Here is a 24,435-nt window from a genome sequence, read left to right on the forward strand (position 1 = left end):
CGGCGCGCGCGCACGCGGGCTCACCCCCCGCGCGGCCGTACGCATGCTCGCGGCCCGGAAGGCGCGTGCCTCGTCGGGCTGCCGCGCGCGGTCGCCAGCGAGACCGTCGAGAAGCCGAAGCGCTCGCGGATGCTGTCGACGACCGCGCCGACGCGATCGTTGCGATCGAAGAGCGGGAGCTGCTCGAACGTGCCGAGGTTCGAGAGCTGGAGGCCGAGCAGGCGGATCGCCAGCGACCGCGTACGCGCCGCCGCGAACATCTCCTTGACGATGGGATAGAGCTCGAGCTCCGAGTTGGTTGCCATCGTGGTGTGCGAACGCGTGAGCGTGTGGAAGTCGGCGTAACGCAGCTTGAGGGTCACCGTTCGCGCCTTGACGTGGCGCTTGCGCGCGCGCCAGCAGACCCGCTCGCACAGCCCGCACAGGACCGCCTCGATCGACGCCGGGTCGCTCACGTCCTCGCGGAAGGTCCGCTCGTTGGAGATGCTGCCGACGGTCTCGCCCTCGGGATCGTGCTCGGAGAACGCCGGGCGCTCGCGGCCGAGGTCGCCCGAGCCCAGGCCCTGCACGCCGCGCGAGATCGACGCCGCCCACGCGCCGAAGATCTTCTGCAGATCCGCCACCGGCGCCTCGGCTACCGCGCCCAGCGTCTGGTAGCCGGCGGCGTGCAGCTTGGCCTCGGCGACCGGACCGATGCCGGGGAACGATCGCACCGGCAGCGGTGCGAGCACGGCGCGCTCGACGCCCGCAGGCACCAGCATCACACCGCGTGGCTTGGCCAGCGCCGACGCCACCTTGGCCACGACCTTGCTCGTCGCGACCCCGGCGCTGGAAGGCAGGCCGATCTCGTCGAAGACGGCCGTCGTCAACTGCAGCACCGCGCCCTCGATGACGTCGTCGCCGGCGCGGTCCTCGCTGCGGTTCCCGCAGGCGGCGTCGCCGGAGGCATAGAGCCGCTCGCAGCCGGAGAAGTCGAGATACATCTCGTCGATGCTGGCGACCCGCACCGTGGGCGCGAAGCGACGCGCGATCTCGCGCACGCGCTCGGCGTAGGTGCCGTAGATCTCGTGGCGGGTGGACAGGTAGATCGCGTTCGGCGCGCGCTTGCCAGCCTCGACGAGCGACATGCCCGACTTCACGCCGAGGCGGCGCACCTCGTAACTGGCGGCGGTGACCACGCCGCGGCTTCCCGGCTTTCCCCCGACGATGACCGGTTTGCCTTCAAGCGTCGGATCGAGCAGCCGCTCGACGGACACGAAGAACGTATCGAGATCCAGGCAGCAGATGCGCGGCGCCGTGAGCGGCTGCGCGCGCGCGAGCTCCGATGCCATCCCCATGTGCCGAACGTTACCTGATCATCCGTTCAGGTACAAGTCACCGCCTGGGCTTCGAGGGGGTGCTCCTGGTTGGCTTCAGGGCCTGCTTGCGCGGTGCCTTGCGGGACACCGGCCGCCGCGTCGACGCGGCCAGCGCCTCGCTCCGTTCCGCGTCGGTCAACATCGTTTGCAGCCTCGCCGTCGCGTCGCGCAGCGAGCACCGCCGATCGTCCATGTCGGACCAGAGCTCGCCCACTTCACCGATGCGCGCCGCCATCGTGCGCAGCGTGAACGTGCGCGGGCCGACGGTGCCTTCCTCGAGCTCGGCCCACGTGCACGGCGCCGAGATCGGCGCGCCCGGCCTGGCACGAACCGCGTAGACCGCGGCGAACGTCGCGCCCGGCAGGTTGCGCCCGGTGTCGACGAAGATGCGGTCGCCACGGTCGGCCTTGATGAACTCCTGGGTCAGGATGTGCGGGTGGCGCTTGACCAGCACCGCGCCAGCGTCGTGCGCAAACCGCCAGACGCTCTCCGCGTCGGCCTCGCCGTCGAGCGGGATCAGGATATGGAATCCCTTCGAGCCCGAGGTCTTCACGTACGACGGCAGCCCGAACTCGTCGAGTAGCTCGCGCACCGCCAGCGCGGCCGTGCGCAGCGACTGCGGATCCTCCGCGGAGGGATCGAGATCGAACACGCACAGGTCCGGCTGATGGAGCTTCGGTACTCGCGAGATCCAGACGTGGGGCGTGACCGAGTTCTGGTTGGCGAGCCACACCAGCGATCGCGCGTCGCCGACCAGCGGGTAGTGCACGGACTCGCCCGCCTTGCCGTTGCGCTTCTCGACCTCGACGCGCTCGAGCCAGCTCGGAAACCCCTTCGACACATCCTTCTGGATGAAGCCCTTCTTCTCGATGCCGGCGGGGAATCGCTCCATCGTGATGGGACGCCCGCGAATGTGCGGGATCATCAACGGCGCCACCGCGTCGTAGTACGCGCACAGCTCACCCTTGGTGATGGCGGAGTCGGGAAAGAGCACCTTCTCGGGGTGAGTGATCACGCTCGCTAAACTTGCCGTTGGCGCCCATTTGGGCGGGCCGTCGTAGCGATTAAGCGCCCATCCGCCCGTACTCCGGTTTTCCGCCGCGCTCGAACCGGTGGTACGTCGCGCCCTTGCTGCTCGTGACCGACTCCACCTGCTTGAGCGCCACCGGCACCGTGCCGCTACCGAAGAGCCGCTTGCCGGAGCCGAGCACCACCGGGAAGATGAACAGCCGGTACTCGTCGATCAGGTCGTTCTTCAGCAGCGTCTGGAGCAGCTCGGTGCTGCCCCAGGTGTGCACGGTCCGGCCGGGCTGCTGCCGGAGCTTCCGGAGCTCGGCGACCACGTCGCCCTTGATCAGGCTGGAATTGTTCCAGGTGACGCGATCGAGGCTGCGCGACACCACGTACTTCGGCCGCGAGTTGAGCGCGGTCGCGATGGGGTCGTTGGGGTCGGTGACCTTGGGCCAGTAGTTGGCGAAGATGTCGTAGGTCTTTCGCCCGAGCAGGAAACCGTCGGCGTCCGTGATCCCCTCGGTGACCAGCCGTCCCATGACGTCCTCGACGTAGGGGGCCTGCCAGCCTCCGTGCGCGAACCCACCGTCGCGGTCCTCGTCGGGGCCGCCGGGAGCCTGCATGACGCCGTCCAGGGTCAGAAATGCATTCACGACGATCTTGGGCATACTCAAGTCCTCCACCAGGGCTACGAATCACGCCGGCCCGAGTCGACAGATTCGGCACAGAAGAATGGTCTGCCGCCGAGCCGTTGGAAGCGAAACACACGCATTCGACCCGGCGGCCGGGAAACTCCATCGGTCGCGACCCAAGCGAGACGGCGCCGAGATCGACGCCAGCGTCGACGACCGTGCAGCGGCGAGACGCGGAGGCGAGGTGTTCGCGCTCGACGGGCTGACCGGTAACCTCAGCTCGTACCGCTCGGCGACGGGCGAACCCTGCGAGCAGGCGTTCATACGTGCCGTCGGCGCGGCCGACAGCGAGCTGACGGTTTGGGGACGGGCGCTGGTGTGCAGCGTGATCTTGGCAACCTCGTCCGCGCGTGGTCCTGTGGTGGAGCTCTCATGCGTCACCCTTCGCTCGCCCTCGCGACGGCGGCGCTCCTGATCGTCGTCGCCCTGCCGCTCGCGATCAGTCTCGCAGTGTTCGCGCGGATCGAGCGCCGCGCCCAGGACCGCGCGGATCGCCGGGCTCGGGGTGAGGTCGAGTTGCGCGTCTCGAACCCGGGCGCGGCCCGCCTCGCTCTGTACCGCGCGGGGCAGAACCAGGGCGAAGCGGTTCCCGTCGCTGTCGAGTCGTTCACCTCCGCCTGGCTTCCGCCGGCGCGGTACTTCCTCGAGGCGAACGGTCCGCAGGGACGCCTGCTCTATCCCGTCACGTTCGATCCCGAGCGACCGGGCCCCAACGGCGACGGTTCGCTCGACCTCGTGGTGAGACCGATGCCGCCCTATCCGACGCCGCCGACCGACGACGGTCCGGGCTTCGTCTACGTGCCGAGCGGACCATTCGAGATCGGGGATCGGAGCACTCCGCGCCTGGCGCACCACCCGTGGGTGGCGGGCTTCTTCATCGCGACGTTCGAGACGACGAACGGCGAGTTCCGGCGCTTCCTCGCGGACCCTGGCGGTTACGACGATCGGGCCAACTGGACCGACGCCGGGTGGGCCTGGCGCGCGCGGGCCGCTTCGCAGACGACGGCCCGGCTCACACCGAGCGACCCCCGGTTCCCGCGCTTCGGTCGCGACCCGCTCCCCGTCGTGCTCGTCACCTGGTACGAGGCGGACGCCTACTGCCGCTGGCTGACCCGGCGCTTCGGAGGTGGCCGGTTCTGGTACCGGCTGCCGACGGAGGGGGAATGGGAGAAGGCAGCGCGCGGTCCGGACGGCTTCGACTACGGCCTCGGCATGGCGCTGAGCGAACCGCAGGCGGCGCTCTACAACTGGAGGAAGAACCCGGATGCCGATCCTACCGTCGTCGGCGCGGGTGAGAGCCTCGAGCGGTACCGCGCCAATCGCTACGGCCTCTACCACATGTCCGGCAACGCGGCGGAGTGGACGGCGTCGCTCTATCGTCACTACAACGTCGAGCAACCCTACCGCGAGGACGATCGCAACGACCGGGCGCTGCCCGGCATGCGCGTGACGCGTGGCGGCTCCTGGTACAGCGCGGCCAACGTGCGGCTCAACCTCGCGTACCGGGAGGAGTTCCAGCCGGACATGAGCAGCGACGATCTCGGATTCCGCGTGGCCGCCGTGCCGCTGGTTGGACCGCTACGCTGAGGGCGTGTCTACAAACTCACCGAGTACGCGGCTTCCCTGAACACCAGGACGTTCGAGTGAATGGTCGGCATACCGTCGGGCAGATCAATATAGAACCCGGCCGGCCCTGACCCGTCCCCGATATAGGAAGTCGGGTGCACATAGGGTCCCAGGTTGTCCAAGATGCCATACGAACCGGCCGATTCAACGAAGACGACCGGGTAGTCGGGCGCTGTAATCTCAAGGGTGAATCCCGCCACGTCGGCGTTGATCAGGTCGACGGTGCCGACACCCAACAACGTAGGCGGAGTCACGGAAAAGTTGAGGTTGAGGTAACTCCGCCAAGAACCTGGGTCGAACGTAATGAGGCCGACGTCTCGCGGGGGCAAGGTGACCGTGACTTGCGTTGAGAAGTTCTCCGCCAATGTCGTCCCGCTGCTGGGCACGAAATTCGCCAGCCGAACCTGTGCACCGATGCCGTTGAGCGTGAAAGACAAGGAGTAGAGGCCGGTGGCGTCTCGGCTCAAGACGCCGGTGAAGGGAACGGCAAAGCCGGAGGCGGATCCGAAAATGCCCATGGCGAGCAGGGCGGCTTTGGGGTCGATCATGCCACCGCCCGCCCTGGGACACATGCCAATGAGGCTCTCGCCATCGAGGCCGACGGAAAGCCGACATGACAGGCCTCCGCAGTCTGCATCCGAGCAGCATTGTCCTTCGGAGACGTCATAGACGAAGTCTCCGTGGTTCCCGACGTGGCTCTTGACGGCGGCCTCGGGAAGCGTGAGGGGAACCCATCGCCCGCCGGCGCGGTGGCACACGGAGACCTTCGCCGCCGAGCTCGCGCGCACGGAATCCCGGTCCCATGCCGTCGAGCCGGTGCCAGGCTCGACGGCGTCCGGGGTCAACGCTGATGTCGCATGCGACCCGCTCACGGGATCGGCATCGCCCGGCGCCCCGCAAGCCAGCAACAAGCAACTGGCAATAGCCATCGCTGTTCGCTGCATAGAGTCTCCTCTCGTCGAGCAAGCCGATCATGCTCCGGGCTGCATGACCATCAGAACGGCTCCTGGGTAGGCCACTGCGGTGTACGTCTCACCGGTGTGACCACCTGCCGCGTTCCGCTGGACCAGCCGCGCGCTGCCGCTCAGCGCTCGACGCGCTCCCCGGGTCCGTGGGCGAAGAGGAGCCGGGTCCGCGCCGCTCCGCCCGCCGCCCGCACGCCGAGCGCAGGGGCCGGCACTCGCCGCAGTGCCTCGGCGTGATGTGGGTGGTGAAGCAGGCCGACGACCGGACCCAGGCCTACTGCTCCGCATGCCGCGACGTCGAGGCGGTCATCTCAGGCCGACAGGATCGCTCTTCGGCGACCGGCGTCGCAGAGGCGTCGGATCGGGGCGGGCGCCCGGGCTGACCCCGAGGCCTTCGGTGCGAGCAGCCTCAACCGATGGAGACGGTCCCCGGCACGACCCCGGCGTTCACGTCGCCCGCGCGGAAGCGGAACTTCACGCGCGCGACGCCGCCGTTCACCTCGATCAGCTCCTCGTACTGGTACTCGCCGGGCGGGAGCGGCATCGTGATTCCGTCGCGGCGGATGGTCGTGAACTCGCGCGCGATCTGCTGGAACAGGGTCGCCACCTGGCTGCTGTCGGGGTTTGACACGAACCGGCCGTGCCCCGCCGTGGCGATCGCCGACAGCTCGGAGGCCTTGATGGTGTTCCCGAGACCGATGACGTGGACCTCGAGCTGCGGGAACGCGCTGAGCTTCTCGAGCAGGCCGTCGAGCGTCATGGGCGCCGTCCCCGCGCAGGAGAAGGAGCCGCCCGCCGCGGGGTAGCTGATCGCGGGCGCGGTGGAGTTGTCGTACCAGCTGTAATTGTCCCAGCCGTCGGTGAAGACCACCATCGCGAAGTGATCGGACGACCCCGGCGCCACGAGCGCGTCATACTGCTGCTTCATCCGATCGACCATCCGCGCCGTCGCCGCGAAGAGCTTCGTCGCGTCCCCCGGAACCGGCGCGGGGATGTCGAGGACCGCCGCGTCCGGCATCGCGGGCGACGGCTCGCAGACGTAACCGTCCTGGAACCAGTCGAGCAGCGACGAGAACGTCCCGGTGTTCCAGGTCGTGAACTGCTGGCGGATCGACGCCTGCGTGTCGAGCGCCGCCTGCTTCATGGGCTCGAACGCCGGCGGCTGCCATTGCGTCATCGAATAGCTGGCGTCGAGCACCATCCCGACGCGCAGGTTCGCCATCATCTTCGTGTCGCGGAAGTCGGGGACCGACTCGAGGTCGACCTCCTGGCCGTCGACGAGCCGCCGAATCTGCGCCGTCGTAGGGTCGATGGAGTTCCCCGAGGAGTCGCGCAGGACGAAGTCGAGGACGACGGTCGTCTTCCCGGTGGTGGGCTCGAAGATCGCGACCGGCGCGCCCCGCACCTCCACGCTCGGCCGCCGCGGCGGTGGCCCCATGGAAGCGCCCCCGCCGCACCCGGCGACGGAAATGGCGAGCGCGAGGGCCGTCCAGAACGAGGAACGATGCGGTTGGAGCGTCATTCTCCTGCCGTACCATGATCATGGGACCACGCAAGAAAAATCTCAGGGGTTCTTCGCGTTGTGGGAGTCCCGGACCGACAGTACCGCCGCGCGAACCGCCGACCATTTCCGCGGCCGTTCTTGGCTCCAGCCGCGCGCTCCATGGTGTTCCTGCACCCGCACGGGGAAGGGGCCTTGGCCCATGCCATATGCGTGTTCATGCATATGCACGGACATGCACCTCGACGCGTTTCAGGCCCTCGCGGATCCCACCCGGCGACGCATCGTCGAGGCGCTGAGCGTCGGGGAGCAGCAGGTCAACGACGTGGTCGGGAAGCTGGACATCCATCAATCCGGCGTGTCGCGGCACCTCCGGATCCTCCTGGAGGCGCGGTTCGTCCAGGTCCGTGCGGATGGGCCTCGCCGGCTCTACTCGCTACGTCCGGAGCCGTTTCAGGAGCTGGATGCCTGGCTGGAGGGCTACCGGAGCCTCTGGGACAGGCGGCTGGACCGCTTCGGCGAGGCGCTGCGGAAACGGCGCGCGGCTCGCGCCACCCACTCCAAGGAGAAGGCGAGATGAAGAACGAGAGCGCAGCACCGAACCCTCAGCCGGTCCGGTTCGAACGCACCTACGACGGCCCGGTAGACGACCTCTGGGACCTCTGGACCACGAAGGACGGCTTCGAGTCGTGGTGGGGTCCCGAGGGGTTCCGGGTCGAGGTGTCGAGGATCGAGCCACGCGTCGGCGGCAGGCTCGACTACGACATGATCGCGACCCGCGCCGAGGAGATCGCGTACATGCAGAAGGAAGGCTGGGCGGTCCGCCACGGGACGCACGGCACCTTCGTCGAGCTCGAGCCGAAGCGCCGGCTCAAGCTCCGCCATCGGATCGACTTCATCCCCGGCGTCGAGCCGTACGACAACGACATGGTGGTGGAGCTCGTTCCGGAAGGCGCACGCGTTCGCATGGTGGTCGAGATCGAGCCGCACCGGGACGAGCAGTGGACTCGCATGTCCGCTCAGGGCTTCGAGAGCCAGCTCACGAAGGTCCCCGCGGCGCTGGCGGCGCGCCGGAGCTCGTCGCTCAGCTGACGGCGCCTGGCCTTCCTACTCACTTCTTAAGAGGCGCCTCCACCCCCGAGAAGACCAGCACCTGATCCGGGAGCCGTGCGCCGCGGATCTGGACCGCCGACACCGCTCCATTCAGCTCGGCGAGCTCGCTCGACGTGAGCCGCACGTCAGCGGCGCCGATGTTCTCGAGCATGTGCGGCATCTGCGTCGTCCCGGGGATCGGCACGATCCAGGGCTTCTGCGCCATCACCCAGGCGAGCGCGATCTGTGCGGGCGTGGCACGCTTCCGCTCAGCCCAGCGCTCGAGCAGCTCGACCAGCGCCAGATTCTGCAGGAGGTTCTCTGGAGAAAAGCGCGACTCGACGCCGCGAATATCACCCTGAGCGAAACGCGTGTTCGCGTCGATCGCTCCCGTGAGGAACCCGACGCCGAGGGGGCTCCACGGCACGAAGCCGATTCCAAGCTCCTCGCACGTGGGAATGACTTCCTTCTCGGGTCCGCGCCAGAGCATCGAGTACTCGTTCTGGACGGCGGTGACCGGCAGCGTCGCGTGCGCTCGGCGTAGCGTCTCGAGCCCCATCTCCGAGAGGCCCCAGTGCAGGACCTTGCCCTGCTGCCTCAGGTCCTTCACCGCCCCGGCGACGTCCTCGATCGGCACCTCGGGATCGACCCGGTGCTGGTACAGGAGGTCGATCCGGTCGGTCCGGAGGCGCTTCAGCATCCCTTCGACAGCGAGCTTGATGTGCTCGGGCTTGCTGTTGAGCCCGGGCCGCCGCTCTCCCGTCTGGAGGTCGATGTTCCAGCCGAACTTGGAGGTGATCACGACCTTGTCTCGGAACGGCGCGACGCCCTCGCCGAGGATGCGCTCGACCTCGTGAGGGCCGTACGCCTCGGCCGCATCGAAGAACGTGACGCCCCGGTCGAACGCGGTCCGGATGATGTTCAGCATTTCGCGTCGGGTCGGGATCGTCGTCTGGTAGGTGCGGCTCATGTTCTGGACGCCGAGCCCGACGCTCGACACCTCCAGCGAGCCCAGCCTTCGCCGTCCCGTCGCGTTCGGCGCAGGGGCGCTGCTCCGCGCCGCTTGCTTCGCAGGGGCTTGTATGGCGGCACCACCGAGGAGAGGCGCCGCAGCGAGGGCGCCGGCCGAAAGCAGGAAGGAGCGGCGTCCGAGGCCGTTCTTGCGATTCGAGGCGGTCATCACAGCTCCTGCCGCGTCGGGCGGAAGAGGATCTCGTTGATGTCGACGTCCTCGGGCTGCTCGATCGCGAACGCGACGGCGCGGGCGAACGACGACGCCGGGATCGCGTACTCCTCGTAGAACTGCGCGATGCCCTTCGCGATGTCAGGCTCCGTGATGCTCTGCGGCAGCTCCGTCGCGACTGCGCCCGGCGAGATGATCGTCGAGCGGATGTTCCAGGGCTTCACCTCCTGTCGCAGCCCCTCCGAGATCACGCGCACCGCGGTCTTCGTCGCCGAGTAGACCACTCCCGCCGGACGGACCTTGTGGCCGGCGACGGACGAGACGTTGATGAAGTGGCCGCTCTTCTGCCGCTGCATGTGGGGCAGCGCGGCGGCGATACCGTAGAGCACGCCCTTGATGTTGACGTCGATGGTCCGGTCCCAGTCGGCGATCTTGCGGCGCTCGAGGGGCGAATGCGGCATGAGCCCGGCGTTGTTGAGCATGACGTCGATGCGGCCGAACCGCTCCACGGCAGCATCGACGAGGCGTTGCACTTGCGCGGAGTCGGTGACGTCGGTGGCGAGGGCGAGCGCCTTGCCGCCGACCTTGGTGATCTCCCCCACCAGCGCATTCAGGCGGTCCACGCGACGAGCGCCGAGCACGACGATCGCGCCCCGCTCGGCGAGATGACGGGCGGTCGCCTCGCCCATGCCGCTGCTGGCGCCGGTGATGACGACGACCTTGCCCGAGATGTTGGTGCCGTTCATGTGTCCGTTCATGTTCACGCTCCTGTCGCTGATGTCGCTGTGGGCTCACGCCTCGGGGATCGGCCTGCCGTAGCTCTCGAGGGTGATGCTGCCGGGCTCCGGTCCGCCGCGGACGCCGGTGTCGAGCGCGTCGATGGCGGCGAGCTGCTCCCGCGTGAGCTCGAAGTCGAAGACGGCGAAGTTCTCGGCGATGCGGGCGGGTTTCACCGACTTCGGAATCGCCGAACGGCCCTGCTGCAGATGCCACCGCAGCATCACCTGGGCGGCCGACTTGCCATGCTGGCGCGCGATCTCGAGCAGCGTCGGGTCCGCGAACGACGTCTTCTCGAGGCCTCGGTAGGCGGTGATGCCGCCGATCGGCGACCAGGCCTGCGTGGCGATGCCGTGCTCCGCGTGTACACGCTGGAGCGCCGTCTGCTGAAAGTACGGATGCACCTCGATCTGGTTCACGGTCGGTACAACGGACGCGGTGCTCAACAGCCGCTCGAGGTGCTCGGGCATGAAGTTGCTCACGCCGATCGCGCGCACCCTGCCGTCTGCCAGGAGCTTCTCGAGCGCCCGGTACGCTTCGAGGGTGCGGTCGAACACGGACGGCAGCGGCTGATGCAGGAGCAGCAGGTCGAGCCGGTCGACGCCGAGCTTGCGGGCGCTCTTGTCGAACGCGTGCAGCGTGGCGTCGTAGCCGTAGTCGCTGATCCAGACCTTCGTCTCAATGAACACCTGGTCGCGGGGAAGCCCGGAGCGACGGAGGCCCTCGCCGACCTCGCGCTCGTTGGCGTACGCGGCGGCGGTGTCGATGAGCCGGTACCCGGTCGCGAGGGCGGTCTCCACGGCTCGCGCGGTCTCGGCCGGCGGGCTCTGGAACACGCCGAGCCCGAGCGCCGGCATCTGGACGCCGTTGTTGAGGGTGATGGAGGGGCTCTTCGCGGTCATGGTCGAACTTCCTTCGGGTGGGATTCCGTCTCTGGCCGGTTCGGCACCCCTCCGCACCGGTCGGAAGGGAAACTAGCGGCCTCGCGAGCCGCGCAGTAGGCGCCGAGTCCGCAATGGGCCTTTAAGCTGTGCTTGAAGATCGATCCCCGCTGACGCGCTACGCTCTACGGGGCGAGGAGGCGGGCTCCCCTCCCCCACCTCCGAGCCTCTCGATGAAGACGACACTTCTCCCGCAGCTCCAGACCTTCCTCGTGGCGGCCCGGCGGAAGAGCTTCAGCGCGGCGGCGCGCGAGCTCGGCGTCTCACCGGCGGCCGTGAGCCAGTCCGTGCGTCAGCTCGAGGAGCAGCTGCGCGTCGTGCTCTTCACCCGAACCACGCGTACCGTGGCGCTCACGGATGCGGGACGGCGGCTCTTGGAGGGCGCGGGACCGGGCCTCGGCCAGGCGCTCGCCTCGCTGCAAGAGGTGTCAGCGCAGCCTGGGGAGGCAGTGGGTCGGCTGAAGCTGACCGTGCCGGAGGTCGCGGTTCCGTACGTGGTCACGCCCGTGCTGGCCGCTTTCCGCGCCCGCCACCCGCGCGTCGAGGTCGAGGTCGTCGTCGAGAACCGCTTTGTGGACATCGTCGCGGAGGGTTATGACGCCGGCGTGCGCCTGCACGAGGCCATCGAGCGGGACATGGTGCAGGTGCGCCTCACCGACGCCTTCCGCTTCGTGGTGGTGGGGGCGCCCTCGTATCTCGAGCGTCAGGACGCACCGCGGCGCCCCGAGGACCTGCTGCGGCACGAGTGCTTCACGTTCCGCGTCCCGTCGAGCGGCGCGCTGTACGCGTGGGAGCTGGAGCGTGGCCGGAGGAACTGGCGGGTGCCGGTGCGAGGCAGCGTCGTGACGAACGACCGCCGGTTGACGCTGGCGCTGGTGGAGCAGGGGCTGGGGCTCGCGTACGCCTTCGAGCCCGCCGTGAAGGAGGAGCTGCGCACGGGGCGGCTCGTGCCCGTGCTTGAGGAGTACGCGCCGACCGTGCCCGGGTTCTTCCTCTACTTCCCGAGCCGGGCGCAGCGCTCGGGCCCCTTGCGCCTCTTCATCGAGGTCGCCAAGGAGTGTGCGACGAAGGCGCCTTGAAGCGGCGGGGCACCCGGCGCGGCGCCGGTGCTGTGTTCGCTTCAAGCGTCTCGTTGCGTATCTCGAACGGAGGACACCATGGGCAAGCTGATCTACATCGCGAACATCTCGCTCGATGGCTACGTCGCCGACCGCGCCGGAAACATCGGCTTCACCGTCCCGACACCCGAGGTGTTCTCGACGATTCTCGAGCTCGTGCGAGGCGCCGGCACGTACGTGTACGGCCGCAAGATGTACGAAGTCATGGCGGCGTGGGAGACGGCGCACCTGACGCCCGATGCACCGTCGTTCGTGCCCGGCCTGGGCGATCTCGAGCGCGACTTCGCGAACGTGTGGCGCGGGGCCGACAAGCTCGTGATCTCGACGACGCTAGCCACCGCGACGACGCAACGAACGCGCATCCTGCCCTCCTTCGACGCCGACGCGATCCGCCACCTGAAGCGCGACCAGACGCTCACGGTGGGCGGACCGCACCTCGCCGCCGCGATGCTGAACGCCGATCTCGTCGACGAGCTTCACGCCTTCGTCAGTCCGATCATTCTCGGAGGCGGGAATCCCTGGCTCCCGCCAGACCTCCGACGAACCCTCACGCTCGTGGGCGAGCGCCGGATGGGCGGCGTCGTGCACCTCCACTACGCGCAGTAGCGGATCCCGGACTCCGGTGCAGGCGTTGAGTCATAGGCACCCGCCGCGACGCGGCCCGAGGACAAAGATCCCCTGCCGCCTTGCGGCGACCGGGGCCACGGCGCGGCGCTCCTGCGCTAGGCTGGGGGAGGAGGACGCCACATGCCCGAACCCACGAGCGCACCGATAGCCGTCGACGCGACCGCCGTCCCGCCACGCCGCGGGGCCGCGTTCGTTCCCGAGCCGTTCCGGACCATGCTCGCCGGCCGTGTGAAGCACCCGCTCGGCGATCACTTCGGCCTGAAGGCCTTCGGCGTGAACCTCGCCCGGTTGGCCCCGGGCGACCGCTCCGCCCTCCACCACCGGCACTCCGTGCAGGACGAGTTCGTCTACGTGCTCGACGGGCACCCGACCCTCGTCACCGACGCGGGCGAGGTGACGCTCTCCCCGGGCATGTGCGCGGGCTTCCCAGCAGGCGGAACGGCCCACCACGTCGAGAACCGCACCGGCCGCGAGGTCGTGTTCCTCGAGGTCGGGGACCGCGGCACGGGCGACCAGGTGGTCTGGCCGAACGACGACCTCGCGCTCGTCACCGGACCCGACGGGAAGCGGCGGTTCACGCACAAGGACGGGACGCCGTACTGACTCACGAAACGCGAAGCTCCGGTCGCCGCCAAGGTGACCGGAGCTCCGGATGGTTGCGGGGGCCTGCAAGCCTGGGTGCAGCAAAGTCCCCGCCCAGTGTTTACGGGGCTTCTGGCGAGGTACCGTGCGGCGCTCGCCCCCTCGTAGCCTCAGGTCGGGTCGATCGGATACAGCGGCTGGAAGCCGCTCGTGCCCCGGGTGAACGAGCGCGCGCGGAGACAAGGTTCCGTGCCCGTGACTCGACCGCGGCGCCGGAAAGGGCACGCTCCGTACCCTGCCGTCGGCGCGCACTACGACCAACTCGCCTGAAGGGCCGCGCGCGCCATGTACTGCAGCAGTAGCGAATCGCGCGCTTGTTCACCTAGGTCGAGCAGGTGGTCGTACTCCAGCGCGACCCTGTCTGCGTGTGCAGCAGGCCCACGTCGCTGCCAATACAGTGCGTCGAGCGCAGACCTCGCTGAGGTGTGGATACTGATGAGACGCTTCTGCTGCCGCAGGGCCTCTCGTCGAAGTCCCGCAGTCGCATTCACCCACCGCCCCTCATCAAGAGCGAAGCGGTCCACGCCCCAGAGCGGCGCGACCTTCGCTCTTGCGAGGTTCTCGAACAGCGCGTATCGCTCGTCTTTCGCTGTCACGGCCTCCATCGCGCGCCAGAAGTTCAGGATGCGGCCAGGGAAAGCGACCGACATCAGACCCGACCAGTACGCGGTCAACCCTCGCCACGTCTTCTCCTGCGTAGGCATGGGCAGGAAGGCCTCCGGTGGCGTATCGAGAATCAGGTCGTACGGAGACCGGACGAACATGTCTCCGATCGTCTCAGCGACGCCCGCTAGGGCCTGCAGATATCCCGTTAGCTCACCGCGAAGAACACGCCGCATCGTCCGTTTGAAGTACTTTGCGTTCGTCGCGCCGAGCCATCCAGGCGCGCCCTCCGGATGCGTCGGGAGTACCGGCGAATCGACGACGAACGCCAGCAGAGCACAGAGCCGCAGCGCAAGTTCGAGGGTCAGTGGTTCACTCGCCCTCGAGCCAGCTAGCCAAGTACCCCGGTGCAGAGCGACGACAAGGTAGCGATCACCGATAGAGAGCAGTGTGTCTTGCTGTACACAGTCTGTGATGCGCAAGAACCTCCACCCGGGCTGCCGGACGTACGGGGCCTTCTTCGGCCGAAGGTTCGCGGGAACGGGGCGGCTTACAATCTTGTAGGCCATCATCACGGTTCGCCGGCGGCGCCGGCTGTCGCGTCACGTCGCGGCGCGAACGAACGGAGAGCTTGATACGACCGTCAACGACTGGCACCCGCGGGTCAGTGCCACGTAGAGATTCCTGCGGTCAAACGTCCTGCCCCTCGGGTCGATAACCACGATTGCGTGGTCGAACTCCAGCCCCTTGATTCGGAGCGTCGTTCCGATTCCAAGCCGAGGGACCTGCGCACCACCACCACGAGCGCGATTGCGAACTCGCCGGGCTGCTTCCCGATAGCTCACCTCCGCATCAGCCCGCTTCTGCTGCAGAGTCCTACGAAACGCTCTCAACGCATCTCGCCGAAAGACCGTACGGTCTGCGCAGAGCGCGTCGACTGCTGCCAGCGCGGAATCCGGAGTACAGCTGCTCTCGAGTTCACGGAGCGCGGCCAGGCTGGGCTGCAGGTCAAGCGGGAGCGGCTTCCGAGTCTTCCCGGCGATCGCACGGACGATTCGGCTTCGCACCTCAGTCGTCAGCCCTGTCACGCACCCAGCAACGTAGTCCAACACGGCTGCTGCAGCGACGGTGCCCTTCGCGGCATCGAGAATCTTTGCGACCTCGACCAAGTCTTCAAGCTCAACGGTCTCGATCACGGAGAACGTCCCGGTGAGACGTCGGGCAGTGTTAGCGCATTGCTGCGGGTAGCAGCGAACGATGACCGTTGTCCCCTGCCGATTCGCCGCGCTGTAGTAGAGCCGAACCTGCTCCTTCTCGTTATCGACCGGCACCCACCGCACCGGTGTTCCCGGTCCGATCTTCAGGACCTCATCTGCTTCTATCGCCGTTCTCGCGGCCCCCACCCACTCGCCCAGCGAGGGGTTCCGGCTCTTCCAGCGGTACGCCACCCTAGGCGTGCCGACCAGGGCGAACTCGCGGAAGACGTGCTGGTCCCAGTCGATCGATGGTTCGTCTCGGAAGTCGAAGATTCCTTGTAGTGGGTCTCCCAGAACGCGGCAGGGAAGGACATCGGCGAGAGCCAGCACCATCTCGTGCTGTCGTACGGTGCAGTCTTGATACTCGTCGACGTACGCGCCCGCGTAGCTCGCACGCACAACCGCACGAAGCGCAGGAGCCCGTAGGGCACGTGCCGCCGCGTCGTACACTTCGTTCCATCCAGCGCCCACCGGGTCGGTGTCGAGGAGGCGAGATGTTCGCGGATACGCGCTCGCCAAGGCCAGCCCCCAGCCCGCAATCGTATCCAGTCGGTACGCGTTGGCGGGCACCCCGAGCAGATTCATGCGGCGTCGGATTGCGTGAACGCCAGCGTGGGTGTGAGTCAGAACGAGTTGCGGCTTCCCGGATTCCTGCCGAACGGCAAGCGCGATCAGTTGCGTCTTGCCGCAGCCAGCCGGCGCGACCACATGACCGCGAGGCGACCCCGAGAGCCCCGCGGCGAGGTCACGCATCCCTGTGGACCTCTGACTTCACCGCGCCGATCGTTTGCGCCAGCCCACTCTGCGGGATGGAGGCCAGGTTCGCGACGATCACATCCCCAAACCGCTCGCCCAGGTCCACTCGCTTGAACCAACCCGGCTTTGACTCCTTGGCGGCCTTTCCCAGCGCAACGCGCAGACTCTGCTCCGCTGCTGCTTGCGGCCACCTTGCGGGATTCAGGTCCAGTGCATTGTCAGGGATCTTGAGCCGCGACGCGATCGCCGACCGCACCTGTTCTGCAGTTCGCTCTTCAAGAACGATCTGCAGCGCCTGAACGACGGCTGCCCACGGAAGGTCGGCAAACGCACGCTCCTCGATGGCAACGCCGCCTTCCCACTGCAGGACTCTTACGCCAGCAGCGCAGAGGGCCTTGTCGTCGGGGGTACAGGGTTGGTCAGAGTCACGCACGAGAAGGGTCGGGAACCCCGCCAGCGCCAAGGTCTCGGCGCGCCGCGCGGCGTTCGAGCCTCCGCCATCCACAAGAGCAACTCCCCGGTACGCGAAGGATGAGCCTGTCGTCTCGTCCCAGGCACGATCGAGTGCGCGTAATACGCCGATCTCGGTCTTTCCTTCGCAGACGATCACTCGGGCACTGAGAAATGCCTCGGGGACGGCCCGCAAGACGTCACGTAGGTCAGGCGCGAGTGTGTGGATCGCGACCGTTCCATCCGCCGAGCGCCGGACGATCGCCAGCTCGTTCGTCTCGAGCTCCTGAATCGCGACGGGCGAGTGGCTCGTCATTATGAGATGCGTCGATCCACGATGCCCCCCAGCGTGATCGGCTGGCTTCGCGTCGACTTGCGCGACCGGCTTCGATGCGGAGCGTCGCAGAAACCGCAGCAGTTGGCGAAGTCGATGCGGCTCAAGCGCGGCTTCAACTTCGTCAACCAAGGTCACACCGTCCGGGCGTGCGCCGTCGGCCTGCATCGCCATCGCGAGAAGCCTTCGCGTCCCCTGCCCCAGGCGTCGCACCGGAATCGCACCGTCGTGGAGCGAGATTCCGCCAGCGCTCAAACTGACCGAGAGTGGGTCGAGATCAGGCCGATATCCAGAGGCAGGCTTCACCCCGATCCCGCGGGCCATAGTCTCGGCGTCCGCCGCGGCCTTTCGCAGCGCGCTGCACTCGACACCACGGAACGCCTCCCGGGCTGCGCGAGATGCTGCGGAGATGATCGCTGGGACCTCATCGAGGTCGCCGGTGAGCCGAGACAGCGCAGCGCCTCGACCCCAGCTCAGGTGACGGTCAGAGAAGCGACCGATCGCAATCACACCAAACCGTTCACGGTCCTTAGCGGACAGTCGGTGCTGCTGCTCTTTGGCGTCCACAACGAACCACTGGGGCTCGAGGCCGCTGTCCACGAGGAGCCGAACCACGAGAACGCCCTCGTCGTCTTCGGGTTCGGGGACGAGTTCGCCCTTGCTCCAGCCGCGTAGCCGATAGCCGAACCGATCTACGTTCAGCAGCTCACTCGGGAGTTGGGCCGAGCACGCCAGTGATCGAGATGGGCTGCGAGGTGTCTGCGCCGAGGAAGTCGGAGTCGTCAAACGCAGCGTTCCAGCGAGGAGCGAGCAGCAGGTCGATCGCGTCCAGGATTGTCGTCTTCCCAGAGTCACCGGGCCCAACAAGACACGCCACCCCCCCGCCCGGCGACCAGCGTAGGTGTCGGATTCCGCGGAAACGCTCGATCTCTACTCGGTAGAGGCGCACGGACCAGGAGTCTACAGGCGGTACTGACGCGGGCCGTACCGGCAGGTGGCGCCCGCACGACCTGCGGCCGTTTGCCACGCAAGGCGGGGAGCGGCCCGGTTACCGTCGCCGTGTCCGAGTCGGTTACATTTTCCGTTGACTATTCTCGCCGACCGTCTAGGCTTGGAGGGCATGAACGAGCCCAGCCAGTTCCACCCCGCGTTTACGGCCGAACGCCTGAAGGCGCTGGCCAGCGTCATCGTCCGCGTGCGCCGCGCCGCGCTCGATCTCCACGACGCCGAGTCCGGAGAGAGGAACCTCAGCCTTGGCACGCGCACCTTCGAGCGCGGATGCGAGGCGTTCCGCCGACTGGCGGGCGAGGTGGAATGGCTGAAGTACTACGAGAGCGGCAACTACTTCCTCCTGCTCGTCGAGGGTGTCCCGGTCAAGTTTCACCGTACCGACCCCGACGACCCGAACCCGCGGACCACGCGGGAGCTCCAGCCTGAGATGGTGCTGAAGCAGAAGGCGTTCGTCTTCATGGAAACGTTGGAGCCGCAGCGCGCCCCGGGCGACATGCTCGGGTCCGCCCTGCGGCTCTACTTTCAGGACGACCCGCTGACGAAGGAGGTCTTCCGCGTCGCCTTCGCCCGCGTCGGCCCCGACGGGAAGACGCTGCAGTCTTGGGACATCGACCTCACCGACGTCGTGACGCCGCTCGCGCCCCTCGGTGGTGACCTCCCCGAGGCACCGGACCTCGACCAGCCGAACGTCGGGCCGAAGCCCCCGGCGGCCCGCAAGACCGAGACGGAAGACGAATGATGCCGAGTAGCACCCAAGCATTTTCGGGCGACCGCCTGCGACTGGCTCGCGTGTTCGGCGGGTTGAGCCAGTCTGAGCTAGGAGCCCGCGTCGAGGTCACACACGCGTCAATCTCGCAGGCCGAGAACGGTGTGCGGCAGCCGAGCGACACCATCGTCGAGAAGATGGCGCAGGTGCTCGGGTTCGACGTGTCATTCTTCTACGCCCCCGCTCCCACCGAGTTCCGCGACGACGAGTGCTACTTCCGCAGGCGCAAGACGACGCCGATGGGGGTGCGCAACAAGGTTCTGGCGTCCGGCACCTTGTTCAACGAGTTGGTCGGGCTACTCGACGCGTCGGTGCGGTTGCCGCCCTACGACGTGCCCTCGATTCGGGTGAAGACCGTCGAGGACATCGAGACGGCGGCCGAGCGAGTGCGCGAGCACTGGAAGCTACGGCTCGACACGCCTATCAAGAACGTGACCCGCGTGCTGGAGCGCGCCGGCATTGTCATCGCCCGATTCGCCGCGAGCGCTGGCAAGATTGACGCCTTCTCCCGGGCGGGCGACCGCGGCGTCATCGTGCTCAACACGGACAAGGGCAGCACGTCGCGCTCACGCCACGACAAGGGCCACGAGTGCGGGCACTTGGTGATGCATGGCGGGCTTGACCACGGGTCCTACGAGGAGGAGGCGCAGGCAGATCGATTCGCCAGCGCATTCTTGATGCCTCGCGCAGCGTTCAGCCGTGAGTTCCCGCGGCCGGGCGCCGGGCGCGTGCGGTTAGAGGCGCTGATTCCGATGAAGATGCGATGGCAGTCGAGTATCGCGGCCATCGTGCGGCGAGCATATGACCTTCGCCTGATCTCGCCGGCGCAGTACCAAGCTGCCTTTAAGCAGTATTACTCGCGGGGGATGCACCGCGGTGAGACAGCGGAGCCGCCCGACGAGGTGCCCGAAATCGTATCGCTGGCGTTCAAGGTCCTCGAGGACCAAGGCGTCACACGCGAGGACGTCGTGCGTCGGCTCGGGTGGACAGATGAGGTGCTGGCGAAGATCGCCCCGGATTTGGCGCCACCGACCATCACCGGGCCGACCAATGTCATTCCGTTCGCCCAGGTCAAGACCCGGCGTCCGGTGCGCCCGCCGGAGTAGCGCGGGACGATACGAGTTCGCGCCGCATGCGACGAGGGGGCGTGCGCCCTCCCGAGCGGTGCGAGCGAACCTGAACAGCGGCTCAGAACGAGCGAAGTACGGTGCCGATCGTCACGATGAGTGACGGCAGACCGGACGACTCAGACTTCAACGACGCGACCGGGTGGCCGTATGCCCGACCCGTGCGACTCGGCGGACGGTCGCTGGTCCGCATGCGTCGTGTCCTGCGCTTCGTCCTCGGGGGGCACGGGGGCGCTGCCGGCGGCGGCATCCAGCTTCTTCGTGTACAGCGCCCAGATGCCGTCGTTCACCCTTCCCTGCCGGCGCAGTCGCATCATCGCGATGTGAGGATGAATGAGCCCGATCGCGGCGATGTCGTGGACTGCGTCCGAGAACACCTTGATGAAGCCAAGTCGCTCCAGGTGACGGACGCGCTCGCGCCATGAGCGCGTCCGATTTTTCGCGAAGCCCGAAAGCCACGCTGCCTCGGCTTCATCGGGAATCTCGATCAACCCCTCGTCGAACGTTCGCGTCCAGAGGTCAACGTAGACGCGCGAAAGATCCACCGCCCCTCGCACGTCGCGGTCCTGCAGCGCGCACAGGACAACGGACAGCGTCCGAGGGACAGCGCTCCACCCCTTCTCCTTCATGGGGCCGCGCCACATCTCGCGGCCACCATCGGGCCAGAGTTCCTTCCGAAGCCCTTCGCGGCGTCGGGCGCTCCTAACTTTCGCCACGCGAACCTCCGAGCGATCGAGTCGCAGGCATTCTGACGTTAGCTAGCACTCCCGTCAACATGCTTGGCGCTTATCTGCTTCTGTGTGGACACACGTACATCGCAAGATCAACCTGTTAGCTCGCTTAACCGTTTCCCACGTATCCGGTTTCCAGATTTCCTGTTTCCGAGGGTCCGAGGTTCCGCCGCCGGGAATGCGGGCGGAGGTATGGGGGCGATGCGGCCATCCCCATGCGTGACATCACGTAAGTAGCCGGTTTTACGGAGTCCGCCAGGCTGCACAGCGGACGGGCTTGCGCCCAGCGATGCCATCGGCTAGCGTCCTACCTGCCCGGCCGCCCCGCGAAGTACAGGTCGGACGGGTGAGAGGCAGAAAGCCGAAGAGGCCCACCGGCGCGCCAACGCCGATGAGCCCCTTCTTCAAGACAACCAAGAGGCCCCTTGGGGGGGCACCGGGTCCTGAACCAACCCGCATTGTGCCTCTCGAACCGCCTCGTTGCAAGCCGGCCGCGCAGGGGGCGGCTGCTTGCGAGGAGGCATCCCATGCAGCCCCCGTAACGTGAGCGCCTGAGCACGCCGAGTTCTGCTCCGTCCCGGGCACCGCCGCCGCGCGGTCCCGGGACGTTTCATTTTCGGGCGGAGACTCGCCTTAGGCTCGAGGACCTCCGGCAGATAGGCGATGTGGCTCGCCGCCACTCTGCTCCACGACGGGAGCGCAGACTGCTAACCCGTGATGTTCGCCTTCGCCTCGCCAGATTCTGGTGTGACCGCTACGATCTCGAGTTCGTGGATGAACACGGTCCCATCATCGACGGTCAGCGTTCCTCTGTTGCCGATGAACAGCTTCAGCCTCTGGGCATTCTCGTACGTCAGTCGAATGTGGCACGTCGTCCCAAGATCGCGATGGTCGAGGACGTCGAAGAATCCTCCTTCGCCCTCGATCTCGAGGAGAAGCGTGCGATCGGCTGAACCGACTCGTCCCTCAGGCTGCGCAGTCGACATCCCGGTTTCCTCCTGTTGAGAGCAGAATTTTCACGAACCGCGGACGTACCATCCTGCGGTCGGCAGACGAAGGAACCCTGTTCCGTTTGCCGCCGCCCGGCCGGGCGTTGATCTCCAGCCGATGACGACCGCCGTGTTGCTGCGCGGGTTCGCTGCGTACACCGACTCCGCGGCCGGACCTTCGACAAGGACGGGAAGCTCATCCCCTGCATGCGCGTACCGGCCATGCCGATCGCCCGTTCCGGGCGATGCCGATCACCTGTTCCGGCCAAGGCGATCACCCGGGGCGTGACGCCGCTGGGTAGGTCTACTTCGCCGTCTTCTGCGCCTTCGTCAAGTCGCCCTTCACCTTCCTGATCGACTCGCCGCCGAGCTTCACGCGGTGGGCGTTGTGGACGAGCCGGTCGCAGACGGCGTCGGCGATCGTTTCGTCGCCGATGACGGAGTGCCACTCCTTGGGCTCGAGCTGGCTGGTGACGATCGTGGAGGTCGTGCCGTAGCGGTCCTCGAGCACCTCGAGCAGATCCTTCCGCTGGGCGGCGTTCAGCACCTCGAGCCCGAAGTCGTCGAGGATGAGCACATCGGTCTTGGCAAGGCGGCGGAGCAGGAGGAAGTGCGAGCCGTCGGCCCTGGCCTGGGCGACCTCGTCGAGCAGCCGCGACGCCCGGCGGTACACGACGGTGTAGCCGTCGCGGCACGCCTTCTGGCCGAGGGCGCACGCGAGGTAGCTCTTCCCCACGCCGGTGAGCCCCGTGAAGATCACGTTCTGGTGCGCCGTCACCCAGCGACACGCGGCGAGGTCGAGCATCACCGACTTCGCGAGGCCGCGCGCGTGCTGGTAGTCGATGTCCTCGACACTGGCGTCCTGCCGGAAGCGAGCGTTGCGCAGTCGCGCGGTGAGCCGTTTCTGCTCGCGGTCGTTCCACTCGGCATCAGCGAGCAGGCCGATGAGATCGAGCGGGGACATGTCCTTCTCCTTGGGCCGCTCGAGCCAGCGGCGCAGCGCCTCCGCCATCCCTGGAAGCTTCATCGATACGAGCTTCTGCATCGTCTGCTCGACGAGCATGCGTCTCTCCGTTGGCCTCGATGATCACGACCGCGGGCGTGATCGCCCAGCGCCCGCTGCGCCGCGAGGCCGCTCCGGCGCGGTCTCGTTGCGTCAGTTGAGGTAGTACCGGCTGCCGCGGATGTTCTCGTGGAGCGGCAGCGAGCCCTGCGGCTCGTCGCCGGGCAGCGGCTCCTGGTCGAGGTTGTTCTTCAGGATCGCGGCGATGCTTGTGTACGTGAGCGTCCGGTACCGCAGCGCCCGGGCGCTGGCGCGCTCGAGCCGCTCGGGCGTGTACTCCTTGCCGAGCCGGAGGATCCCGAGGCATCGCTTGAAGCCCTGCTGCGGGTGGACCTTCGAGGCCATGATCGCCTCGACGAGCGCGACGGTCTGCGGCCCAGACTTCTTCGCCCAGCCGGCGATCCGCTCGGGCGTCCACTCGACGTGATCGCGATGGTCACGCGGCATGTGCTCCTTCCGCGTGGTGTACTTTCCCTTCGCGTAGCTGCGCGGGTAGCTCTCGAGCCGCCTCCCACTCTTGAAGATCTCGATCGTGGCCTCGGTGGCGCGCAGGTCGAGCTGCTGACCGATGAGCCCGAAGTGGACGCTGTAGAAGTGGTCGTCGTGCGCGACGTGGTAGTCGGGCGCAACCTTCGGCCTCGACCACTCGGCAAGCTCGTACGGGCGCACCGGCAGAGGCTTCAGCGCAGCCCGCTCGATCTCGTCGAAGAGCTGCCGTCGCGACTTCTTCAGCAGCCGCATCGGCCGGGCGTTCAGCTTCTCGAGCAGCTCCGCCACCGCCGTCCTCAGCTCCTCCATCGAGTAGAACGTCCGGTTCCGCAGCACGGCAAGGATCCACCGCTCGGCGATGAGCACCGCCGCCTCGACCTTCGCCTTGTCGCGCGGCCGGTGCGGGCGCGCTGGGATCACGGCCGCCTCGTAGTGACGCGCGAGGTCGGCGTACGTCGGGTTGAGATCGGGGTCGTACTTGCTCGCGCGCGTGACGCCGACCTTCGGATTGTCGGGTACCCAGATCGGCGTCACGCCGCCGAAGTACTCGAAAGCCCGCACGTGGCAGCCGATCCACGTCGGCAGGTCCTGGTGAAGCACGGGCTCGACGTAGGTCAGGTTCGACGCGCCGAGCACGGCGACGAAGAGCACCGCCTTCTGGCATTCGCCGGTGAAGGCGTTCACGACGTCGAGGCCGTCGCCGCTGAAGTCGATGAAGGTCTTCTCGCCGGCGCGGTGCGCCTGGCGCATCGTCGCCGACAGCGGCCGCGCCCAGCGCAGGTACCGATCGCAGAATTGGCTGTACTGGAGGCCGCCCGGCTGCGCCTCCTTGTACTCGTGCCAGAGCAGCATCTTCGTGACGTGCCGCCGCTGCAGCTCGGTGTGGATCCACGCCCAGTCTGGCTCGGGGCGGTTCGACACCGGCCGGTGCTCGTCGGGGAAGAGGAGCCGCTCGAGCGCGGTGTCGTCGTCGAGCTCCGGCGGCAGCGGCCAGGAGAGCCCTGCGAGCGCGATGCGCCCCGCGTACTCGGCCACCGTGCTCGGCGACAGCCCGCAGCTTCGCGCGATCGCACGGCCCGACTGGCCGGCCTGGAGCTTCAGCCTGATGATCTCTCGCAGCTTCCGCATCGGTAGCCTCTCGGCCGCCATCCCGCCTCCTTGTGGAGGCGGCATCAGCGGCGGACTACCCAGCGGCGTCAACGCTCCCGAGCGCCCGGCCGAGGCCGGTCACCTGGCTATGCGTTCAGCGATCGGCTTGCTCCGGAATCGGTGATCGGCTTCGACCGGAATCACTGATCGGCTTCCGCCGGAATCGGTGATCGGCATG

The 24,435-nt window shown here is 67.6% G+C and carries 24 protein-coding genes; 9 read left to right on the forward strand and 15 right to left on the reverse strand.

The annotated features are described in order from the left end of the window. Positions 1 to 20: 20 nt before the first annotated feature. The 3 genes from MNZ29_RS01245 to MNZ29_RS01255 are packed head-to-tail and all read right to left on the reverse strand — an operon-like array spanning position 21 to position 3,037. Positions 21 to 1,331, reverse strand: a complete 1,311-nt coding sequence (locus MNZ29_RS01245) for a DNA polymerase IV (RefSeq protein WP_242333053.1) — start codon at positions 1,329 to 1,331, stop codon at positions 21 to 23. 43 nt (positions 1,332 to 1,374) lie between these two features. Next, a complete protein-coding gene (ligD, locus tag MNZ29_RS01250) occupies positions 1,375 to 2,373 on the reverse strand; it encodes a non-homologous end-joining DNA ligase (protein ID WP_242352330.1) in 999 nt (332 codons plus the stop codon). Between the two features lie 49 nt (positions 2,374 to 2,422). Next, entirely contained in the window at positions 2,423 to 3,037 is a 615-nt protein-coding gene (locus tag MNZ29_RS01255) for a dihydrofolate reductase family protein (RefSeq protein WP_242333057.1), read from the reverse strand. Between the two features lie 396 nt (positions 3,038 to 3,433). On the opposite strand from MNZ29_RS01255, the gene MNZ29_RS01260 reads away from it, so the two are divergent. Then, entirely contained in the window at positions 3,434 to 4,648 is a 1,215-nt protein-coding gene (locus MNZ29_RS01260) for an SUMF1/EgtB/PvdO family nonheme iron enzyme (protein ID WP_242352333.1), read from the forward strand. Between the two features lie 8 nt (positions 4,649 to 4,656). Here the strand turns inward: MNZ29_RS01260 and MNZ29_RS01265 are convergent, their stop codons facing one another. After that, positions 4,657 to 5,631 (reverse strand): hypothetical protein, encoded by a 975-nt coding sequence (locus tag MNZ29_RS01265; protein WP_242352335.1) that lies wholly within the window; start codon positions 5,629 to 5,631, stop codon positions 4,657 to 4,659. 430 nt (positions 5,632 to 6,061) lie between these two features. Then, entirely contained in the window at positions 6,062 to 7,090 is a 1,029-nt protein-coding gene (locus MNZ29_RS01270; protein WP_242333063.1) for a hypothetical protein, read from the reverse strand. A gap of 298 nt (positions 7,091 to 7,388) precedes the next feature. Here MNZ29_RS01270 and MNZ29_RS01275 point away from each other — a divergent pair, with 298 nt between their 5' ends. Together MNZ29_RS01275 and MNZ29_RS01280 are read left to right on the forward strand one after the other, a co-directional pair. Beyond that, a complete protein-coding gene (locus tag MNZ29_RS01275; protein ID WP_242333065.1) occupies positions 7,389 to 7,733 on the forward strand; it encodes a helix-turn-helix transcriptional regulator in 345 nt (114 codons plus the stop codon). Then, on the forward strand, positions 7,730 to 8,245 hold the full coding sequence (locus MNZ29_RS01280; RefSeq protein ID WP_242333067.1) for an SRPBCC domain-containing protein: 516 nt from the start codon (positions 7,730 to 7,732) through the stop codon (positions 8,243 to 8,245). Before MNZ29_RS01275 ends, MNZ29_RS01280 begins: the two co-directional genes overlap by 4 nt. A gap of 19 nt (positions 8,246 to 8,264) precedes the next feature. On the opposite strand, the gene MNZ29_RS01285 is transcribed toward MNZ29_RS01280, so the two are convergent. The 3 genes from MNZ29_RS01285 to MNZ29_RS01295 all read right to left on the reverse strand — a co-directional run bounded on the left by MNZ29_RS01285 (position 8,265) and on the right by MNZ29_RS01295 (position 11,107). Beyond that, entirely contained in the window at positions 8,265 to 9,245 is a 981-nt protein-coding gene (locus tag MNZ29_RS01285) for an aldo/keto reductase (RefSeq protein WP_242352336.1), read from the reverse strand. Positions 9,246 to 9,424: 179 nt separating this feature from the next. Further along, the gene (locus tag MNZ29_RS01290) at positions 9,425 to 10,186 is read right to left on the reverse strand and encodes an SDR family oxidoreductase (RefSeq protein WP_242352338.1); all 762 of its coding nucleotides are present in this window, start codon (positions 10,184 to 10,186) and stop codon (positions 9,425 to 9,427) included. Positions 10,187 to 10,219: 33 nt separating this feature from the next. Continuing rightward, a complete protein-coding gene (locus MNZ29_RS01295; protein ID WP_242352340.1) occupies positions 10,220 to 11,107 on the reverse strand; it encodes an aldo/keto reductase in 888 nt (295 codons plus the stop codon). A gap of 212 nt (positions 11,108 to 11,319) precedes the next feature. Between MNZ29_RS01295 and MNZ29_RS01300 the strand changes: the two genes are divergently transcribed. The 3 genes from MNZ29_RS01300 (at position 11,320) to MNZ29_RS01310 (ending at position 13,494) form a co-directional block, all read left to right on the forward strand. Then, positions 11,320 to 12,225, forward strand: coding sequence for a LysR family transcriptional regulator (locus MNZ29_RS01300; protein WP_242352342.1), 906 nt, complete (start codon positions 11,320 to 11,322; stop codon positions 12,223 to 12,225). A gap of 78 nt (positions 12,226 to 12,303) precedes the next feature. Beyond that, positions 12,304 to 12,870, forward strand: a complete 567-nt coding sequence (locus tag MNZ29_RS01305; RefSeq protein ID WP_242352345.1) for a dihydrofolate reductase family protein — start codon at positions 12,304 to 12,306, stop codon at positions 12,868 to 12,870. A gap of 141 nt (positions 12,871 to 13,011) precedes the next feature. Then, positions 13,012 to 13,494: a cupin domain-containing protein gene (locus MNZ29_RS01310; RefSeq protein ID WP_242352347.1), complete on the forward strand. Its 483-nt coding sequence runs from the start codon at positions 13,012 to 13,014 to the stop codon at positions 13,492 to 13,494. 290 nt (positions 13,495 to 13,784) lie between these two features. Here the strand turns inward: MNZ29_RS01310 and MNZ29_RS01315 are convergent, their stop codons facing one another. The 4 genes from MNZ29_RS01315 to MNZ29_RS25110 form a co-directional block, all read right to left on the reverse strand. Next, positions 13,785 to 14,708: a hypothetical protein gene (locus MNZ29_RS01315; protein WP_242352348.1), complete on the reverse strand. Its 924-nt coding sequence runs from the start codon at positions 14,706 to 14,708 to the stop codon at positions 13,785 to 13,787. A gap of 30 nt (positions 14,709 to 14,738) precedes the next feature. After that, positions 14,739 to 16,145 carry a UvrD-helicase domain-containing protein gene (locus MNZ29_RS01320; RefSeq protein ID WP_242352350.1) on the reverse strand — a complete coding sequence of 469 codons (1,407 nt, stop codon included), beginning with the start codon at positions 16,143 to 16,145 and terminating at the stop codon, positions 14,739 to 14,741. Continuing rightward, a complete protein-coding gene (locus MNZ29_RS01325; RefSeq protein ID WP_242352352.1) occupies positions 16,138 to 17,547 on the reverse strand; it encodes an AAA family ATPase in 1,410 nt (469 codons plus the stop codon). Before MNZ29_RS01325 ends, MNZ29_RS01320 begins: the two co-directional genes overlap by 8 nt. A 91-nt stretch (positions 17,548 to 17,638) precedes the next feature. Continuing rightward, complete coding sequence (locus MNZ29_RS25110) at positions 17,639 to 17,959, reverse strand: ATP-dependent endonuclease (protein ID WP_374109393.1); 321 nt, start codon at positions 17,957 to 17,959, stop codon at positions 17,639 to 17,641. A 93-nt stretch (positions 17,960 to 18,052) separates the two neighbouring features. Between MNZ29_RS25110 and MNZ29_RS01330 the strand changes: the two genes are divergently transcribed. Both MNZ29_RS01330 and MNZ29_RS01335 read left to right on the forward strand, forming a co-directional pair. Next, positions 18,053 to 18,682, forward strand: a complete 630-nt coding sequence (locus tag MNZ29_RS01330; RefSeq protein ID WP_242352354.1) for a hypothetical protein — start codon at positions 18,053 to 18,055, stop codon at positions 18,680 to 18,682. After that, complete coding sequence (locus tag MNZ29_RS01335; RefSeq protein WP_242352356.1) at positions 18,679 to 19,815, forward strand: helix-turn-helix domain-containing protein; 1,137 nt, start codon at positions 18,679 to 18,681, stop codon at positions 19,813 to 19,815. Before MNZ29_RS01330 ends, MNZ29_RS01335 begins: the two co-directional genes overlap by 4 nt. A 140-nt stretch (positions 19,816 to 19,955) precedes the next feature. Here MNZ29_RS01335 and MNZ29_RS01340 read toward each other — a convergent pair whose 3' ends face one another. Further along, positions 19,956 to 20,465, reverse strand: coding sequence for a hypothetical protein (locus MNZ29_RS01340; protein WP_242352358.1), 510 nt, complete (start codon positions 20,463 to 20,465; stop codon positions 19,956 to 19,958). 872 nt (positions 20,466 to 21,337) lie between these two features. Here MNZ29_RS01340 and MNZ29_RS01345 point away from each other — a divergent pair. Beyond that, entirely contained in the window at positions 21,338 to 21,520 is a 183-nt protein-coding gene (locus MNZ29_RS01345; RefSeq protein WP_242352360.1) for a hypothetical protein, read from the forward strand. 340 nt (positions 21,521 to 21,860) lie between these two features. On the opposite strand, the gene istB is transcribed toward MNZ29_RS01345, so the two are convergent. Both istB and istA read right to left on the reverse strand, forming a co-directional pair. Then, positions 21,861 to 22,619, reverse strand: coding sequence for an IS21-like element helper ATPase IstB (istB, locus tag MNZ29_RS01350; RefSeq protein ID WP_242352361.1), 759 nt, complete (start codon positions 22,617 to 22,619; stop codon positions 21,861 to 21,863). Positions 22,620 to 22,712: 93 nt separating this feature from the next. Next, a complete protein-coding gene (gene istA, locus MNZ29_RS01355; protein ID WP_242352363.1) occupies positions 22,713 to 24,236 on the reverse strand; it encodes an IS21 family transposase in 1,524 nt (507 codons plus the stop codon). Positions 24,237 to 24,435 lie beyond the last annotated feature (199 nt).

This window comes from Anaeromyxobacter sp. SG64, assembly GCF_022690745.1.
Classification (GTDB): Bacteria; Myxococcota; Myxococcia; order Myxococcales; family Anaeromyxobacteraceae; genus Anaeromyxobacter; species Anaeromyxobacter soli.